Raw genomic sequence first — 15,367 nt, 5'->3', positions numbered from 1 at the left:
ACGGCCGGAGCCACGGATCCCGGTGGGGCGGACCGCGGCTCCCGGGATCAGCGCCGGTCGCCGTAGCGCTTGCCGAGGAACCCCCCGACCAGGGCGGCCGTGCCGCCGCCGAGGATGGCCGCGCCCTGGGTGGCGGCGTCGTGGGCGAGGAAGTACGTGGCCACCCAGATGTACGCCACGACCGTGCCCGCGCCCAGGAGCGAGCCGAACGCCTGCAGCCCCGTGTGGACCCAGTCCATGCGGCGGCGGTGCTCACGCTCCCGCTGGAGCTCGGTGAGCATCCACTCCACCGTGCCGGGCCTGACCGCCTCCCACTCCTTGGCCTGTTCCACCGGCAGCCGGTCGCCCCAGGGCACCGCCGTCTCCGGCGGGCTGCCCGGCGCGGGGTTCTCACTCGTGTTCTCGGTCACGGGGCCTCCCCCGGGCGGTCCGGGCGGGGTGCGGGGTCCTGGCCGGCCGACCGTGGCGGAGGCGGACCGAGCGCGGTGAGGAAGTCGGCCATGTCCCGCTCCATCTCTCGCTCGACCGGACGTCGCGCCCGCCGGGCCGGGGTCCGAGGGATCGCCAGGGACGCCAGATATCCCTCGCGCAGCGCCTGCCAGGGCCCGGCTGGGCGGGCAGCCGCCTCCGCCGCGTCCGGGCGCAGGGCGTCGAGCCAGCGCGCCCGCCGGTCCCGCTGTCTGGCCGACGCGAAGCCGCGCGCCGCGAGCCCCAGCCACAGCAGGCCGAGACACCCGGGCCCCACCCATCCCGGAACGTCGTCCCAGGAGCCCGGGCTCACTGAGGGCAGGGCCACCGCCCCCGTCACGGCGAGCAGGACCCCCAGCACGGCCGCGACAGGGGCGAGGATTCCGCTGCCCGCGCCGCTCGCCCGGGGGGCCGACCGCATCGCTGCCCCCGCAGGGGCCGGAAGGGGCATTGCCTCGACCCTGGGGGCGGACATGGGCTCGCCCCGGGCCACATCGTGCAGCAGCGCCTCGGCCTGCTCGGCCGTCAGCCGTCCTTCGGGATCCTTGACCAGCAGACCCTCGATCAGCGGCCGGAGCGGACCCGCGTATCTCATGGGCGGCGGCGGGTCGTTGAGCACCGCGTGCATCACCTCGAACGCCGACGCCCTCTCGAACGGTGCGCGGCCCTCGACGGCCTGGTACAGGGTCGCCCCCAGTGACCACAGGTCGGCCCTCAGCATCGCTTCTCCGGTCGCCGGAGAGGAAGAGGAAAGGGACGTGAGGCGTTCCGGTGCCATGTAGCCGGGGGTGCCAGGCATGCTGCCCTCGTCCGCGAAGACCAGGCCGAGATGGTCCACCAGCACCGCGGTGCCATCCGGGCGGAAGAGGATGTTCTGCGGTTTGACGTCCCCATGGGCCACGCCCACCGCGTACAGCGCGCGTAATCCGCGCAGCACCTCCAGGCCGGTCCGGGCCGTCTCGGGCACGGTGAACCGCCCGCCCCGATCGCCGAGCCGATCCGCCAGCGAACGCCGACCGACGCGCTCCATGACGATCCAGACCCGGCCGTCGCTCTCGCCCAGGTCGTAGACGGCGGCCAGGTGCTGATGCACGGTCGCGGCGAGGACGCGGACCAGACGGCGCAACCGTTCGACCCGCCGCCGGTACGCTTCCGGGTCCGGATCAAGGCCCGGCCACAGCTCCTTGACGACGACGGGGCGACCGAGCGTCATATCGTAGGCGTCCCAGACCAGGTTCATGCCGCCGCTGCCCATGCGCCCGCGCAGCTCGTACCGGCCGCCGATCACGGTCCCTCGGGGCGATTCCGGACCACTCCCCCGCTCGTCCTCACCGGAGGTTCCCCCGGCCGTCATCCGCCTCCCCCTCCCCAGCCGACTGACGCCCACAGTAGGGTTCCTTGCGGCCTCATGAGGTGTCCTTGCCATAAGGCGCGCTGGTGAACACCACCTTGTCGTCGGTGCCGTCGGTCACCCAGAACCGTTGCGGCTTCTCCCCGTAGAGCGCGAAGAGCGGGTCCGGCCCCCAGGCCAGCACGACCTCGTCCTTGCCGTCGTGGTCGAAGTCCCCGGCGCCGTAGAGCCGGACGGCGCGCCGCTTCTTCGGCACCGCGCGGCCGTCCACGCGCGACGGGACGGTGCGGTCGAGGGTGCGGCGATGGGCGATCTCTCCGGGGGCGTCCGGGCGGATCGTCAGCAGTTCGGTGCCGCCGGTGCGCAGCGAGACGGCCAGTTCGTCGGTGCCGTCCCCGTCGGTGTCGGCGGCGGCGAGCACATCGCCACCCAGGGCGGGGATCCTGATCGGCTCGGGGACCGAGCCGGCCGTGCGTTTGGTGTACACGCTCACCGACTGGCTGACGTCCGCGGGTTCGGTCTCATAGCCCGGTTCGTCATTGCGGCTGCCGGTGTCGGCGACCGCCACATCCCGCTTCCCGTCGCCGTCGAAGTCACCGAAGGCGATCGCGTTGCCCTTGCGGAGGGTGCGGCCGGTGGTGGCGAGGCCGTCCGGGCCCGCCGTGAGCAGCGCGGACTTCGTCTGGTCGTCGTCGCCCTGCTCATGCACCACCAGATCGGTCGGCCGGTCGCCGTCGATGGCGTCGGCGTACAGCTCCGCGATCTGGCCGCTGGGGCCGAGGGGGTTGGCGTACGTCTCGGTACGGGCCGCCTCGCCGTCGCGGCCGAACGGTCCGTACAGGACATGGAAGTCCTTGCCGCTCTGGCGCACGGCGGCCAGATCGTGGTGCCCGTCCCCGTTGAAGTCGCCCGTCGCCAGGGGCCGCGAGTTCTCCAGGCCGTCGTCGGCGTCGGCCAGCCGCACCGGGGTGGCGGGGGTTCCCCGGCGTGGCCCGTCGGGGCCGCCCCAGGCGATGTAGGGCAGCGTCCGGGTGGTGATGTGCACGCGCTCGCTACTGGCCGGGTCGCGCTCCTTGGTGGCGGTGGCGATCACATCGGCGTAGCCGTCGCCGTCGAGGTCGGCGGTGGTCGCGGAGTCCATCTCGCCCGCGGTGCCCTGCCACCCTGCGCCGGCGGGCAGGGAAAGGTCGTCCCGGCCGAGCACGGTGCGGACGGCGGGGTCGGGGCCCTTCGCCGAGCCGTACACATAGGCGATACGGCGCAGGCCGCCGAGCCCCTCGTCGTCGGAGGCGATCGGGATTCCGAGCTCGGGGCGGCCGTCGCCATTGAGGTCGTCCGCCAGGGCGCTGCCCTTGCCCCGGGGGACGGGAGCGGTCGCGGTGGGGGTGACGACGGGTGCGGCCGTGCTCTTCCCGGCCCCGTCGCCGCCCTTGGTCTCATCGTCGCCACCGCCACCGCCACATGCGGTGAGCAGCGCCAGCGCGGCGGCACAGAGGGTGGCGGTGGCGGGGCGGAGCCTGGTGGTGGGGGCCATCAGGACACGACAGCGCATCCGGTGGTGACACGCCATCGGAGAGATCATTTCGTTACGGCGCGCTCCCCTCGTCACGGCGCGCCTCCCTCGTCACGGCGCGCATCCCCTCGTTACGGCGCGCCTCCCCGCCAGCGGGCGTCCGCAGCGCAGATTCCACCGGCCCGCGCGACCGCCGAGCTCCGTCGCGGTCAGCGGGGCGACGTCCAGCCGCCAGAAGGCGGGCGCGGGCAGGCCTAGGGCGTGGACGAGCGCGGCCCGGACCACGGCCGGTTCCACGACGGCGAGCAGCCGCGCCTCACGGGCGGGGGCGGGCGGTGGGGGCGGCGCGGCCGGGGGCGGACTCCCCCGGTGCGTCTCACCGGCGGGGGCGGGCGGTGCGACCGGTGCCGCCGGAGCCGGACCTTCCCGCCGCGCCTCCAGCCAGCCCCCGATCCGCTCCACCAGTTCCAGCAGCGTTTCGCCGCCGTGCGGCGCCGCGGCCGGGTCGGACAGCCACGCGGCGACCTCCTCCGGCGCCTCCTGCCCCACCTCGTCCAGCGAACGGCCCCGCCAGCGGCCCACATCGAGATCGCCCAGCTCCGGCGTCACGGCGGCGTCGAGCCCCAGGGCCGCGGCGGTACCGCGGCACCGCTCGGAGGGCGCGGTGAACGCCATGTCGTGGTGGGGCAGCGCAGCGGCCGCCGCCGTGGCCCGGCGCAACCCGGCCGCGTCCGGCGGGGCGTCGTCGAACCGCACCTGCCGCAGCGCCGCGTTGACGGCGGGCGTGACCAACGTGATCCGCACCACCCAGACCCCCTCATCCGCACCCTTCGCCCGCGTGGAGGGCGCCTTCCGGGATCCGCGCCGGAGCGGCGGACGACCCTCGGGCCCACCGTCTCACGGCGAAGACACCGACATGACCCGGGTGGCGGATCGCACCACCCGGCAAGCGCAGCCGCGGATGCACACGGCCATGAATCCCGACACGGTGGAGATATCGGACATCACCGACCGGGTTGAGGTGCTGTGGTATGCGCGTGACCGGACTTGGGCATGCTGGGCTGTTCATCGAGACCGCGGCGGGGTCGGTGCTCTGCGATCCATGGGTCAACCCCGCCTTCTTCGGCTCCTGGTTTCCGTTCCCGGACAACACCGATCTGGACTGGGCACACTACGGGCGCGCGGCGGACTATCTGTATGTCTCCCATCTGCACCGCGACCACTTCGACGCGGAAAACCTGCGCCGGAACGTGCGCAAGGACATCACCGTGCTGCTTCCGGCCTTCGCCACCGATGAGCTGGAACGCGAGCTGAGCGCGCTCGGTTTCACCAACTTCCTCCGCGCCCCCTCCGGTACCCCGGTCGAGCGCGACGGTCTGCGCATCATGATCACCGCGCTGACCGGCCCCGGGGACGGCCCGATCGGCGACTCCGCGCTCTCACTGGACGACGGCCGGACCGTGCTGCTCAACCAGAACGACGCCCATCCGCTGGACATCGCGGCGATCCGGGCGTTCGGCGAGGTGGACGCGTACTTCGTCCAGTTCTCCGGGGCGATCTGGTACCCGATGGTGTACCAGCTGCCGCTCTCCGCCAGGAAGGAGTTCGCCGCGCGCAAGCGGCAGGGGCAGTTCGACCGGGCGCTGCGCTACATCGACGCGGTGGAAGCCAAGCATGTGTTCCCCAACGCGGGTCCGCCGTGTTTCCTCGACGACGAGCTCTTCGAGCACAACGGCACCGGCCAGGACGGGGAAAGCATCTTCGTGGACCAGCTGGAGTTCCTGCGCCAGCTGGGCCGGGCGCGCCCGCGGGTGGCGGCGCATCTGCTGCTGCCGGGAACGGTGGCGGAGCCGGAGGACACCGCGTGCAAGCTCACCCACCGCTGCACCGAGGCGGAGATCGAGCACATCTTCGGCGAGAAGCCCGCGTACTTGCGGGAGTTCGCCCGTCGGCAGCGGCCCGCGCTCGCCGCCGAACGCGCCTCACGGTCCCCCGCACTGCCGCGCGAGCGGCTGCTGACCGAGCTGAAGCAGTGGTGGGAGCCGCTGCTGACCAGGGCCGACCGGATCTGCGCGGGCGTCGGCGGCCCGGCGCGGCTGGATGTGGGCGAGGTGCCGATCGTGATCGACTTCCCGGCGCGGGAGGTCCGCCTCTGGGACGGTGAGCGCTGCCGTTACACGCTGTCCACCGCGGCCGATCTGGTGGCCACCAACATCGAGCGGCGCGAGGTGGACTGGTCCAACAGTCTGCTGCTGTCGATGCGGTTCACCGCCGCCCGGGTCGGGCCGTACAACGAATTCCTGTATGTGTTCTTCAAGTGCCTGTCGATGGAGCGCATCGAGTACGTGGAGAACTACTACGACTCCTGCCAGGACGACGGCCAGGACATCGAACTGGACGGCTGGCGGGTGCAGCGGCGCTGCCCCCATCTGCGCGCCGACCTCGGCCGGTTCGGGCAGATCGAGGGCGAGGTGCTCACCTGCACCCTGCACGGCTGGCGCTACGACCTGACCACGGGCCGCTGTCTGACCGCGGACGGACACGACATCCGCGCCTCGGCCGTGTCGTGACCCGCCTCGCCGGGTGTGGCGGCGGTCGCCGCCACACCCGGCGATTTGCCCTGGAGCGCTCTTCAACTCCTAGCGTCGGCGCACGTCATGACACGACCGACGCAAGGGGATCACCGTGCGCTGCACACTGTTCGGCAGGACCGGCCTCCGGGTGAGCGAGCTGAGCCTGGGGACCATGACCTTCGGCGAGGACTGGGGCTGGGGGGCCGCCAAGGAGACCAGCCGGCGGCTGCTGGACCTCTACGCGGACGCGGGCGGCAACTTCATCGACACCGCCAACAACTACACCGGCGGCAGTTCGGAAGCCATCCTCGGCGAGCTGCTGGGGGGCCGCCGGGAGGGCTTCGTCCTGGCCAGCAAGTACACCTGCGTGACCCGCGAGGGCGATGTGAACGCGGCGGGCAATCACCGCAAGAACCTGGTGCGTTCGGTGGAGGACAGCCTGGAGCGGCTGCGCACCGACCGCCTCGATGTCCTGTGGGTGCACGCCCGGGACAACTTCACCCCCGTCGAGGAGGTGATGCGGGCGCTCGACGATCTGGTGCGGGCCGGAAAGGTGCTGTACCTCGGGGTGTCCGACTGGCCCGCCTGGGAGATCGCCCAGGCCGGCACGCTCGCCGAACTGCGCGGCTGGACCTGCTTCGCGGGCTCACAGCTGCGCTACAACCTGCTGGAGCGCACCCCCGAGCGCGAACTCCTCCCCCAGGCGCGCGCCTTCGACCAGGCCGTGCTGGCGTGGGGCCCGCTCGCGGGCGGCAAGCTCACCGGTAAGTACCGCCGTGGCGAGCCGGGACGACTGACCACCCACAGCACCTGGGACGACCGCACGGAACACAACGAGGAGGCCACCATCACCGCGGTACTGGAGATCGCCGAACAGGGCGGCTGGACCCCGGCCCAGGTCGCGCTGGCCTGGCTGCGCGGCCGCCCCGGCACCGTGATCCCGATCGTCGGCGTCACCCGGGAGTCCCAGCTCGCCGACGCCCTCGGATCCGTCGACGTCCGGCTCGACGCCGCCGCGGTGGCACGGCTGGACGAGGTCAGCGCGGTGCCACTGGGCTTCCCGCATGACTTCGTACGGGACCGGGGCATCACCGAGAACATCTACGGCGACCGCTGGGCCGAGATCGACGACCGCCGCTCCACCCACCGCCGCGCCACGAGCGGAATCCTCTAGGAGCGCCCGTGGCGGCAGCGCGCCGCGCCCTGGTGGCGCGGGCCGTCCCTACGATGGGTGGGGCCACCGACGATCGGTACGACAGGAGCGATCCGCCATGCCCGAGGCCCCGAAGCCGACCGGCTCCCCCGCCCGCCAGAACGTCACCTTCCCCAGCGCTGGAGCCACCGCGCACGGCTACCTCGCGCTGCCGCCGTCCGGGCGGGGCCCCGGGCTGATCGTCATTCAGGAGTGGTGGGGCCTGGACCATCACATCGCCGATGTCACCGACCGGCTGGCCCGCGAGGGCTTCGTCGCGCTGGCGCCCGATCTGTACGGGGGCAGCGTCGCCCATGACGCCGACGAGGCGTACCGGATGATGCAGGAACTGCCGGTGGGACGCGGAGTCGAGCTGCTCTCCGGGGCGGTGGACCATCTCCTCGGCCGGCCCGAGGTCACCTCCGCCACCGTGGGGGCGGTCGGCTTCTGCATGGGCGGCGGCTTCGTGCTGTATCTGGCCGCCGCCGATTCCCGGGTCAGCGCGGCGGTGCCCTTCTACGGCGTCATCCAGGGCGAGCTGCCGGACTTCTCGGGACTGCGGGCCGACGTCCTCGGCCATTTCGGGGAGAACGACAACACCATTCCGCTGGACGGTCTGGAGCGGCTGCGCCGGGTCATGCGGGAGGAGTCCGGCGTGGAGCCGGATTTCCGGCTCCACCCCGCGGGTCACGCCTTCTTCAATGACGAGCGCCCCTCCTATCACGCGGAATCCGCGGCATCCGCCTGGCAGAGCACGCTGGGCTTCCTGCACCAGCGGCTGGACTGATGAAATCGGCTCACCGCCGGAAAGGGCCTTAAGGCTTCATGAAGCCTTAAGGCCCTTTTAAGGTCGAGCCCGGAGAACCCGCCGCCGTTCAATTCTCAACCACATTTCCCCGAAAAATTTCCGTCCGGCTCTGAGACGACTCCCGCATCCGCCCGTATGGCATGGCGGACAGCTCGAAAAGGAGTCGACATGACACGCAAAAGGACGCTCAGCGGCAAGAAGAAGCTTGGCCTGCTGATCGGTTCGCTGGCGCTGGCGGGCACCGGCGCCGGGGTGCTGGCCGCCACCAGCAACGCCAGTACCGAGGGCGCGGCACAGTCCTCGACGGCCTGCGCCGGACTGGAGCAGGCACTGGCCAACAACGAGAAGTTCATCGCCGATCAGCAGGCCAATCCGGATGCGCAGTCACCGGCGCGGATAGCCAACCGGCAGGCCGTCATCGAGGAGATCAAGCGGAAGCAGCAGGCCTCGGGCTGCGCCGCCGACGAGGGCGCGGGCCAGGCGGAGGGGGCCGCGGGCCAGGACGAGGCAGCCGCTCCGGCCGAGGGCGGCGCCTCCGCATCGGCTTCCGCGTCGGCGGGGGCCTCGGACTCCGGCGCCGGTGATGCCGGCGCCTCGGGAGAGGTCGTCTGCGCGGGGTCGACCGTCACCCTGTCCGGCGAGGACGGGGCCCCGGCCGCCTCCAGCGATGAGTTCCCGGTCGGCACCAAGCTCAAGGTGACCAATCTCGACAACGACAAGTCGACAACCGTCTCCGTCACCTCCACCTCGGGCAGCTGCGCCCTGCTCAACAACGCCGCCTTCGAGCAGGTTCGTGAACCGGGCAAATTCCTGATCCGCAACGCGCGCATCGAACGCGTGGGCTGAACCGGCCAAACCGGCCGCCGGGCGGCGGCCGGTGTGCGACGGCCGGTGTGCCGCGGGGGTGCACACCGGCCGTTCGGCGGTCCGTCCCGCACGGGCGCGAACCATCGACCTGACCGCCATGTCCGACTGTGACCGGTATCGCAGGGTGAGTCCGCCGCACCTGGGTACCCGCTGGCCATGAACAGAAATGAGCAGCCAATGCTCACTCCCGATCTGCCGCCGGTCGTCGACGTACCGGACCTGACCTTCGCTCCTCAGGGACGTCACTCCGATGAGTCGAAGCGCGCGGCGGAGCGGAAGGGCGACCAGGAAACAACCCCCTCCTCCACCCCCAACCCCTCACCCTCCCCCGGCCGGCGCCGCTTGGCCGCGTGACGGACGAACCCCCCGGCACACGGCCGATCCCCTCGCGTCGCCGCCCCGACGACGGCCGCAGCCGCCGGGATGATCTCGCGCACTCCCCGTGTTGACCATCCACACGGGGAGACGCAAGGCGAGTCTTCGCACACGAGACAAGGGGACGGACATCATGCCGTTGCAGGGTGAGTACGAGCCGAGCCCGGAGAAGTTCGTACGCGATCAGGTCGAGCTGATCGAGAGCTCCGGTGGCACCGAGGGCACGACGATGCGGGGCATGCCCGTGGTCCTCCTGACCACGCTGGGCGCGAAGAGCGGGAAGATCCGCAAGACCCCGCTGATGCGGGTCGAGCACAACGGCACCTATGCCGTCGTCGCCTCGCTGGGCGGCTCCCCCAAACATCCGGTCTGGTACTACAACGTCGTGGCCGACCCGCGGGTCGAGCTGCAGGACGGCCCGCTGCGGCAGGACATGATCGCACGCGAGGTCACCGGCGAGGAGAAGGCCCGGTGGTGGGAGCGCGCCGTCGAGGCGTACCCGGACTACGCCGACTACCAGACGAAGACCGACCGCGAGATCCCGGTCTTCGTGCTGGAGGCGGCGGCCACCGCGCACTGACCCGCGGGGCCCGGCGCGTCCCGGCGCGCCGGGCGCCCGTCGGCCACCGGGAGCCCCCCTGTGATCGACGTCAAAGCATGCCTGTTTGATAGATCGGGTAGCCGGGAGCCGACCCGGAATCCGTACCCAAGGAAGTGCGCTACATGACCGCGACAGACAAATCAGACTTCGCGCCGATCTACGACAGCCTCGTGGCGGAGCACGGCGACGTCCCCGCGGAGGCCCGGGAGGCGGCCGAGGAAATCCAGCGCGAGGCCGCCGAGGCCCTGGACTGGAGCAAGGTGCGTGGCGGCGGCTGACGCACTCCGGCCCCGCCGCCCGGGGCCACCGTATCCGGCTCCGTGAGCGGCCGTCCGTCATCTGCCCGGAAGGCCGCTCGACACCCCTCACCTTCGATAAGCTGCCGATGACGCACTGTGCTTGACGGCGTCGACACTTATCTCACGAGGGGAAACAGTTGACTACAGGGGTCGAGACTTTCGAGTTTCAGGTCGAGGCACGACAGCTTCTGCAGTTGATGATCCATTCGATCTACTCGAACAAGGACGTCTTTCTGCGCGAGCTCATCTCCAACGCTTCCGACGCGCTGGACAGACTGCGCCTCGAATCGCTCCGCGACGAAAACCTCCAGGCGGACACCTCTGATCTCCATATCGCGATCGAGATCGACCAGGAGTCGCGCACGCTGACCGTCCGCGACAATGGCATCGGCATGTCGCATGAGGGGGTCGTGGAGCTCATCGGCACCATCGCGAACTCCGGCACCGCGAAGTTCCTCAAGGAGCTGCGGGAGTCGAAGGACGCGGCCGCTTCCGCGGATCTCATCGGGCAATTCGGAGTGGGCTTCTACTCCAGCTTCATGGTGGCCGACGAGGTGACCATGGAGACCCGTCACGCCGGGGAGAGCCAGGGCACCCGCTGGGTCTCCAGCGGCGAGGGCACCTACACGATCGAGCCGCTCGACGACGCCCCCCAGGGCACCTCCGTAACGCTGAAGCTCAAGGCGGAGGACACCGAGGACCATCTCTACGACTACGCCTCGCCCTGGAAGATCCGGGAAATCGTCAAGCAGCACTCGGACTTCATCACCTGGCCCATCAGGATGGCCCCCGCCCAGGCCCCGGCCGCGGCGGACGAGGCGGAGCAGACGGAGGAGGAGGGCGACGAGAAGGCGCCCGAGCTCGAGACCGTCAACTCGATGAAGGCGCTGTGGGCCCGTCCCAAGGACGAGGTCACCGACGAGGAATACCACGAGTTCTACAAGCACATCAGCCATGACTGGGTCGATCCGCTCGAGACCATCCGCATGCAGGCGGAGGGCACCTTCGAATACCAGTCGCTGCTGTTCATTCCGGCCCGGGCCCCGCAGGACCTGTATATGCAGGACCGCAAGCGGGGTGTGCAGCTCTATGTGAAGCGCGTCTTCATCATGGACGACTGCGAAGCGCTGATGCCGGAATACCTCCGCTTCGTCAAGGGCGTGGTGGACGCCGCGGACCTCTCGCTGAACGTCTCGCGGGAAACCCTCCAGCAGGACCGCCAGATTCAGCTGATGCGGCGCCGTCTGGTGAAGAAGGTGCTCTCCACGGTGAAGGACATCATGTCCTCCGACGCGGAGCGCTACGCGACCTTCTGGAAGGAATTCGGCCGCGTTCTCAAGGAAGGTCTCCTCAGCGATCTGGAGAACCGCGAGGCGATCCTCGAGGTGTGTTCGTTCGCCTCGACCCATGACGCCGAGCAGCCGACCACACTGCGCGGTTATGCCGAGCGCATGAAGGACGGGCAGGAGCACATCTACTACATGACCGGCGAGTCCCGGTCGATCGTGGAGAGCTCCCCCCATATGGAGGCGTTCCGGGACAAGGGCTTCGAGGTGCTCCTCCTCACCGACCCCATCGACGAGCTGTGGGTCGACGCCGTGCCGGAGTTCGACGGCAAGCAGCTCCGTTCCATCGCCAAGGGGCAGGTCGACCTCGACTCCCAGGACGAGAAGGACGAGGAGGCGGAGGCCGAGCGGGAGCAGCGGCAGAAGGACTTCGCCGAGCTGCTCTCCTGGATGACGTCGACGCTGAGCGAGCAGGTCAAGGAGGTGCGGCTGTCCTCGCGGCTGACCACCTCCCCGGCCTGCATCGTCGGGGACACCTTCGATGTCACCCCGGCCCTGGCGAACATCTACCGCTCGATGGGCCAGAACCTGCCCCAGGTCAAGCGCATCCTGGAGCTGAACCCGACCCATCCGCTGGTCAGCGGATTGCGCAAGGCCCACGCCGAGCGCAAGGACGACAGTGGTCTCGGGGAGACGGCCGAGCTGCTCTACAGCATGGCGCTGCTCGCCGAGGGCGGTGAGCTGAGCGATCCGTCGCGCTTCATCAAGCTGGTGGCGGAGCGGGTGCAGCAGACGCTGTAGCCACGCCTCGGCGTGCGGCGGGGCGGGTCCACTCGGGGCCCGCCCCGCTTCGCGTCGGTCAGCGTCCGGGACAGGCCGCCGCGGAGGCGTCGATCAGCTGCCGCAGCGCGCCGCGGTAGACCTCGTGGTCGGTCAGCGCGGGCAGGACGACGTCCAGGTTTCCGGTGAGGGCCGGGAAGTCCTCGGGGTCCAGCGCGGCGAGCGCGGTGCGCGCGGCGGTGCGGACCTGCTTGGCGTTGCGGTGGTCGACGAAGGCGACGGCGCCGAGGGTGAGCAGATACAGCCGCCGGTAGACGCGGATCGCCGCCTCGGGGGTCATTCCGGCGGCGATGTTGTGCGCCAGCTGCGGCTCCACGAGGCGGCTCAGCAGATGCGGCCCCCACCAGGCGCGGCCCGACCGCAGCGCCACCAGCCCGGGGTGCTCGATCAGCACCTCGTAGAACGCGGCGAAGCGGGCCTCGGTGGCGGTGGCCCAGTCCTGGTCCTGCCCCACCAGCGGCATCCGTGCGGCCAGCCGGTCCGCGCACGCGTTCACCAGACCGTCGAAGTCGCCGCAGCGGCGGAAGACCGTGGCATGGGAGACCCCCAGCAGCTGCGCCACCCTGCGGAAGCTCAGCGCCTCGGGCCCCTCGTCGTCGACGACGGTCAGGGCGGCCTCGGCGATGGCCTCCAGGGTGGGCTGGTCGGCTCGGTCCCGGTTGTTTCGCACGCCCCGAGCGTACCAGTGGTTGTTACAGTGTTTCAGTGACTGTTTCCATTGAGGACGTAACAGCCGCGGCCCAGCGAGTCGCGGGACATATCCGACCCGTGGCGCTCGCGCCGGTGGAGCAGGGGGCGTGGGGTGCGGCCGAGGGATGGCTGGCCCTGGAGTTCCTGCAGTACACGGGCACCTTCAAGGCGCGGGGCGCGTTCAACTTCATCAGGGCCCACCGGGAGGCGGGCACCCTGCCGGACGCGGGTGCCGTCATCGCCTCGGGCGGAAACGCCGGGCTGGCGTGCGCCTGGGCGGCCGCCCGGCACTCCGTGCCCGCCACCGTGTTCGTGCCCGAGACCGCACCCGCGGTGAAGGTGGACCGGCTGCGCCGGCTCGGCGCCGAGGTCCATCAGATCGGCACCGAGTACGCCGACGCTCGGGATGCCGCCCAGAAGCACGCCGCCGAGACCGGTGCCCTGCTGTCGCACGCGTACGACCACCCGCTGATCGCCGCCGGGGCGGGCACCGTGATGGAGGAGATCCTCCAGGCCCGGCCCGACCTGGACACCGTGGTGGTGGCGGTCGGGGGCGGCGGGCTGTTCACCGGGGTCGCGGTGTCCGCCCTGGAGCGCGGGGTGGGGGTCGTCGCCGTGGAGCCGTACGGATGCCGCGCCCTGAACGCCGCGCTGGAGGCCGGTGCGGTGGTCGACGTCCCGGTGGACTCGGTGGCGGCGGACTCGCTCGGGGCCCGCCATGTGTCCTCGACCGCCCTGGAGTGGGCCCGTAAGGACGGGGTGCGGTCCATCCTGGTGTCCGACGAGGCGGTCGTCTCCGCGCGCCGGGCGCTGTGGGACGACCGCAGGATCGCGGTCGAGCACGCGGCGGCCACGGCGCTGTCGGCCCTGGCCTCCGGCGCCTACCGGCCGCGGCCCGGCGAGAAGGTCGCCGTGCTCCTCTGCGGCGCCAACACCGACCCCGCGGACCTCACCCTCGGCCGCTAAGAGCTCCACGGGAAGTGGCGCGAGGTGCGGTCGTTCATCCGCGGCCGCGTCGTGGCTGGTTCGCCCACGCGGTGGAGCCGCACATCGATACAGCCGCGGCGGAGCCGCATATCGACACAGCCCCGCGCCCCCTCGGGGCGCAACCGAACCGCACCGGGCTTCAACGAGGGCGCTCAGCGGTACGGCACGGCCGGACGCGCCCGTACGGCAGCCTGACCGGATGCCGTACGGAAGCCGCCCAGCCGCCCACCGCTATGGACTACGCGCCGTCGTACGCCGCCTGAAGGGCGGCGATGTCGAGCTTGCCCATCTTCATCATCGCCTCGGTGGCCCGCTTGGCCTTCTGCGGGTCCGCGTCGGCGATCATGTCGAGCAGGGCGGTGGGGACGATCTGCCAGGACACCCCGAACTTGTCCTTCACCCAGCCGCAGGGACCTTCCTCGCCGCCCTCGGAGAGCTTGCTCCAGTAGTGGTCCACCTCGTCCTGGTCCGCGCAGTGGACCTGGAAGGAGATGGCCTCGTTGAAGGTGAACTCCGGCCCGCCGTTGAGCCCCACGAACTTGTGTCCGTTGGCCTCGAACTCGACGGTCAGCACGTTCCCCGCCGGGCCGCCGGGCTCGACCCCGGTGTAGTGGGTGATCCGTCCGAGCCTGGAGTTCTTGAAGATCGAGATGTAGTGCTGCGCCGCCTCTTCGGCTTGGCCGTCGAACCACAGGCACGTGGTGAATCCGTCGCTGGCCATCGGTACCTCCTGCGTTGGGGAGCGATTACCCGTACAGACCGCTCCCCCGCCGGGAACTCATCGGTCCTCGGCCGACGCGTTTTCGGTGAGGTAGTGATGCAGTCGGCAGGAGCCCTCGAGCATGGCCGTGGCGCGCTGGGCGAGCCCCTCCTGACGTCGGGCGATGACCGTGCGCAGGGCCTCGCTGCTCCCCGTGCGGCGCAGGCCGTCGAGGACGGGCCGGATCTGGGGCAGCGGATAGCGGACCTGGCGCAGCAGGTCGATCATCCGGGCGTCCCGGACGTCGGACGGCCCGTAGACGCGGTAGCCGGTGCTCCGGTCGCGCCGCGGGCGCAGCAGACCGGCGGACTCCCACACCCGCAGGGCCGAGGTGCGCAAGCCCAGACGGGCGGCCACCTCGCCGATGCGCAGCGGCCCGGAGCGTGACGGCGCCGACGCGTCCGGGGTCTGCTCGGCGACCGCTTCGAGCGCCTTCCCCGCCGCCTCGAGGGAGTGCCGCTGGTCATGGAGGGCGGCGTGTCCGGCGTTGACCAGGGTGAGCGCCAGGGCGACGTCCTCGTCGTGGACGGCCCGCATGACCGCGCGGGCGGTCTCCGCGCCGTATCCCGGCATCAGGGCCCGGTAGGTCACCAGGGCTCTGCGGTGCCGGTCGTCGAGTCTGCGGTATCCGGCGGGGGTGCGGGTGGCCGGGGGCAGGATGCCGGCGTCGACGTAGTTGCGGATCTGCTGGGTGGAGACACCCGCCATCCGGGCCAGATCGACGGGGCGCAGCGCGGCGTCCGTACGGCTCACGGTT

Annotated in this window: 16 protein-coding genes; 9 read left to right on the top strand and 7 right to left on the bottom strand. The window is 71.1% G+C overall.

Features of this window, described 5'->3' with window-relative positions; genetic code table 11:
- Positions 1-47: 47 nt before the first annotated feature.
- The 4 genes from ACMTAK_RS48585 to ACMTAK_RS48570 all read right to left on the bottom strand — a co-directional run bounded on the left by ACMTAK_RS48585 (position 48) and on the right by ACMTAK_RS48570 (position 4,139).
- On the bottom strand, positions 48-410 hold the full coding sequence (locus tag ACMTAK_RS48585; protein WP_413812112.1) for a hypothetical protein: 363 nt from the start codon (positions 408-410) through the stop codon (positions 48-50).
- The gene (locus ACMTAK_RS48580) at positions 407-1,822 is read right to left on the bottom strand and encodes a serine/threonine-protein kinase (protein ID WP_413812111.1); all 1,416 of its coding nucleotides are present in this window, start codon (positions 1,820-1,822) and stop codon (positions 407-409) included. Before ACMTAK_RS48580 ends, ACMTAK_RS48585 begins: the two co-directional genes overlap by 4 nt.
- 52 nt (positions 1,823-1,874) lie before the next feature.
- Entirely contained in the window at positions 1,875-3,353 is a 1,479-nt protein-coding gene (locus ACMTAK_RS48575) for an FG-GAP repeat domain-containing protein (protein ID WP_413812110.1), read from the bottom strand.
- A gap of 90 nt (positions 3,354-3,443) precedes the next feature.
- Entirely contained in the window at positions 3,444-4,139 is a 696-nt protein-coding gene (locus tag ACMTAK_RS48570) for a histidine phosphatase family protein (protein ID WP_413812109.1), read from the bottom strand.
- Between the two features lie 224 nt (positions 4,140-4,363).
- Here ACMTAK_RS48570 and ACMTAK_RS48565 point away from each other — a divergent pair, with 224 nt between their 5' ends.
- From ACMTAK_RS48565 to htpG, 8 genes are all read left to right on the top strand, one after another.
- Positions 4,364-5,902, top strand: coding sequence for a Rieske 2Fe-2S domain-containing protein (locus ACMTAK_RS48565; RefSeq protein ID WP_413812108.1), 1,539 nt, complete (start codon positions 4,364-4,366; stop codon positions 5,900-5,902).
- A 115-nt stretch (positions 5,903-6,017) separates the two neighbouring features.
- On the top strand, positions 6,018-7,079 hold the full coding sequence (locus ACMTAK_RS48560; RefSeq protein WP_413812107.1) for an aldo/keto reductase: 1,062 nt from the start codon (positions 6,018-6,020) through the stop codon (positions 7,077-7,079).
- A gap of 97 nt (positions 7,080-7,176) precedes the next feature.
- A complete protein-coding gene (locus ACMTAK_RS48555; protein WP_413812106.1) occupies positions 7,177-7,884 on the top strand; it encodes a dienelactone hydrolase family protein in 708 nt (235 codons plus the stop codon).
- 189 nt (positions 7,885-8,073) lie between these two features.
- A complete protein-coding gene (locus ACMTAK_RS48550) occupies positions 8,074-8,751 on the top strand; it encodes a hypothetical protein (RefSeq protein WP_413812105.1) in 678 nt (225 codons plus the stop codon).
- A 198-nt stretch (positions 8,752-8,949) separates the two neighbouring features.
- Positions 8,950-9,126, top strand: coding sequence for a hypothetical protein (locus tag ACMTAK_RS48545; protein ID WP_413812104.1), 177 nt, complete (start codon positions 8,950-8,952; stop codon positions 9,124-9,126).
- A 154-nt stretch (positions 9,127-9,280) separates the two neighbouring features.
- Positions 9,281-9,727 carry a nitroreductase family deazaflavin-dependent oxidoreductase gene (locus ACMTAK_RS48540; RefSeq protein WP_413812103.1) on the top strand — a complete coding sequence of 149 codons (447 nt, stop codon included), beginning with the start codon at positions 9,281-9,283 and terminating at the stop codon, positions 9,725-9,727.
- Positions 9,728-9,870: 143 nt separating this feature from the next.
- Positions 9,871-10,026: a hypothetical protein gene (locus tag ACMTAK_RS48535; protein ID WP_413812102.1), complete on the top strand. Its 156-nt coding sequence runs from the start codon at positions 9,871-9,873 to the stop codon at positions 10,024-10,026.
- A gap of 158 nt (positions 10,027-10,184) precedes the next feature.
- Positions 10,185-12,134 carry a molecular chaperone HtpG gene (gene htpG / locus ACMTAK_RS48530; protein WP_413812101.1) on the top strand — a complete coding sequence of 650 codons (1,950 nt, stop codon included), beginning with the start codon at positions 10,185-10,187 and terminating at the stop codon, positions 12,132-12,134.
- 58 nt (positions 12,135-12,192) lie between these two features.
- Here the strand turns inward: htpG and ACMTAK_RS48525 are convergent, their stop codons facing one another.
- Positions 12,193-12,843, bottom strand: coding sequence for a TetR/AcrR family transcriptional regulator (locus tag ACMTAK_RS48525; RefSeq protein ID WP_413812100.1), 651 nt, complete (start codon positions 12,841-12,843; stop codon positions 12,193-12,195).
- 35 nt (positions 12,844-12,878) lie between these two features.
- On the opposite strand from ACMTAK_RS48525, the gene ACMTAK_RS48520 reads away from it, so the two are divergent.
- On the top strand, positions 12,879-13,829 hold the full coding sequence (locus ACMTAK_RS48520; RefSeq protein ID WP_413812099.1) for a serine/threonine dehydratase: 951 nt from the start codon (positions 12,879-12,881) through the stop codon (positions 13,827-13,829).
- A gap of 259 nt (positions 13,830-14,088) precedes the next feature.
- On the opposite strand, the gene ACMTAK_RS48515 is transcribed toward ACMTAK_RS48520, so the two are convergent.
- Together ACMTAK_RS48515 and ACMTAK_RS48510 are read right to left on the bottom strand one after the other, a co-directional pair.
- On the bottom strand, positions 14,089-14,571 hold the full coding sequence (locus ACMTAK_RS48515; protein WP_413812098.1) for a VOC family protein: 483 nt from the start codon (positions 14,569-14,571) through the stop codon (positions 14,089-14,091).
- Positions 14,572-14,628: 57 nt separating this feature from the next.
- Positions 14,629-15,363 carry a MerR family transcriptional regulator gene (locus ACMTAK_RS48510; RefSeq protein WP_413812097.1) on the bottom strand — a complete coding sequence of 245 codons (735 nt, stop codon included), beginning with the start codon at positions 15,361-15,363 and terminating at the stop codon, positions 14,629-14,631.
- Positions 15,364-15,367 lie beyond the last annotated feature (4 nt).

The organism is Streptomyces lacaronensis (assembly GCF_047337785.1).
Lineage (GTDB): Bacteria > Actinomycetota > Actinomycetes > Streptomycetales > Streptomycetaceae > Streptomyces > Streptomyces lycopersici.
This window is presented reverse-complemented; position numbering and strand designations above follow the sequence as displayed.

Bases quoted from the DNA above. Each gene is read 5' to 3' on its own strand.
- ACMTAK_RS48580 (WP_413812111.1), bottom strand. From the start codon at position 1,822: ATGACGGCCGGGGGAACCTCCGGTGAGGACGAGCGGGGGAGTGGTCCG.
- ACMTAK_RS48575 (WP_413812110.1), bottom strand. From the start codon at position 3,353: ATGGCCCCCACCACCAGGCTCCGCCCCGCCACCGCCACCCTCTGTGCC.
- ACMTAK_RS48565 (WP_413812108.1), top strand. From the start codon at position 4,364: ATGCGCGTGACCGGACTTGGGCATGCTGGGCTGTTCATCGAGACCGCG.
- ACMTAK_RS48555 (WP_413812106.1), top strand. From the start codon at position 7,177: ATGCCCGAGGCCCCGAAGCCGACCGGCTCCCCCGCCCGCCAGAACGTC.
- ACMTAK_RS48550 (WP_413812105.1), top strand. From the start codon at position 8,074: ATGACACGCAAAAGGACGCTCAGCGGCAAGAAGAAGCTTGGCCTGCTG.
- ACMTAK_RS48545 (WP_413812104.1), top strand. From the start codon at position 8,950: ATGCTCACTCCCGATCTGCCGCCGGTCGTCGACGTACCGGACCTGACC.
- ACMTAK_RS48540 (WP_413812103.1), top strand. From the start codon at position 9,281: ATGCCGTTGCAGGGTGAGTACGAGCCGAGCCCGGAGAAGTTCGTACGC.
- ACMTAK_RS48535 (WP_413812102.1), top strand. From the start codon at position 9,871: ATGACCGCGACAGACAAATCAGACTTCGCGCCGATCTACGACAGCCTC.
- ACMTAK_RS48515 (WP_413812098.1), bottom strand. From the start codon at position 14,571: ATGGCCAGCGACGGATTCACCACGTGCCTGTGGTTCGACGGCCAAGCC.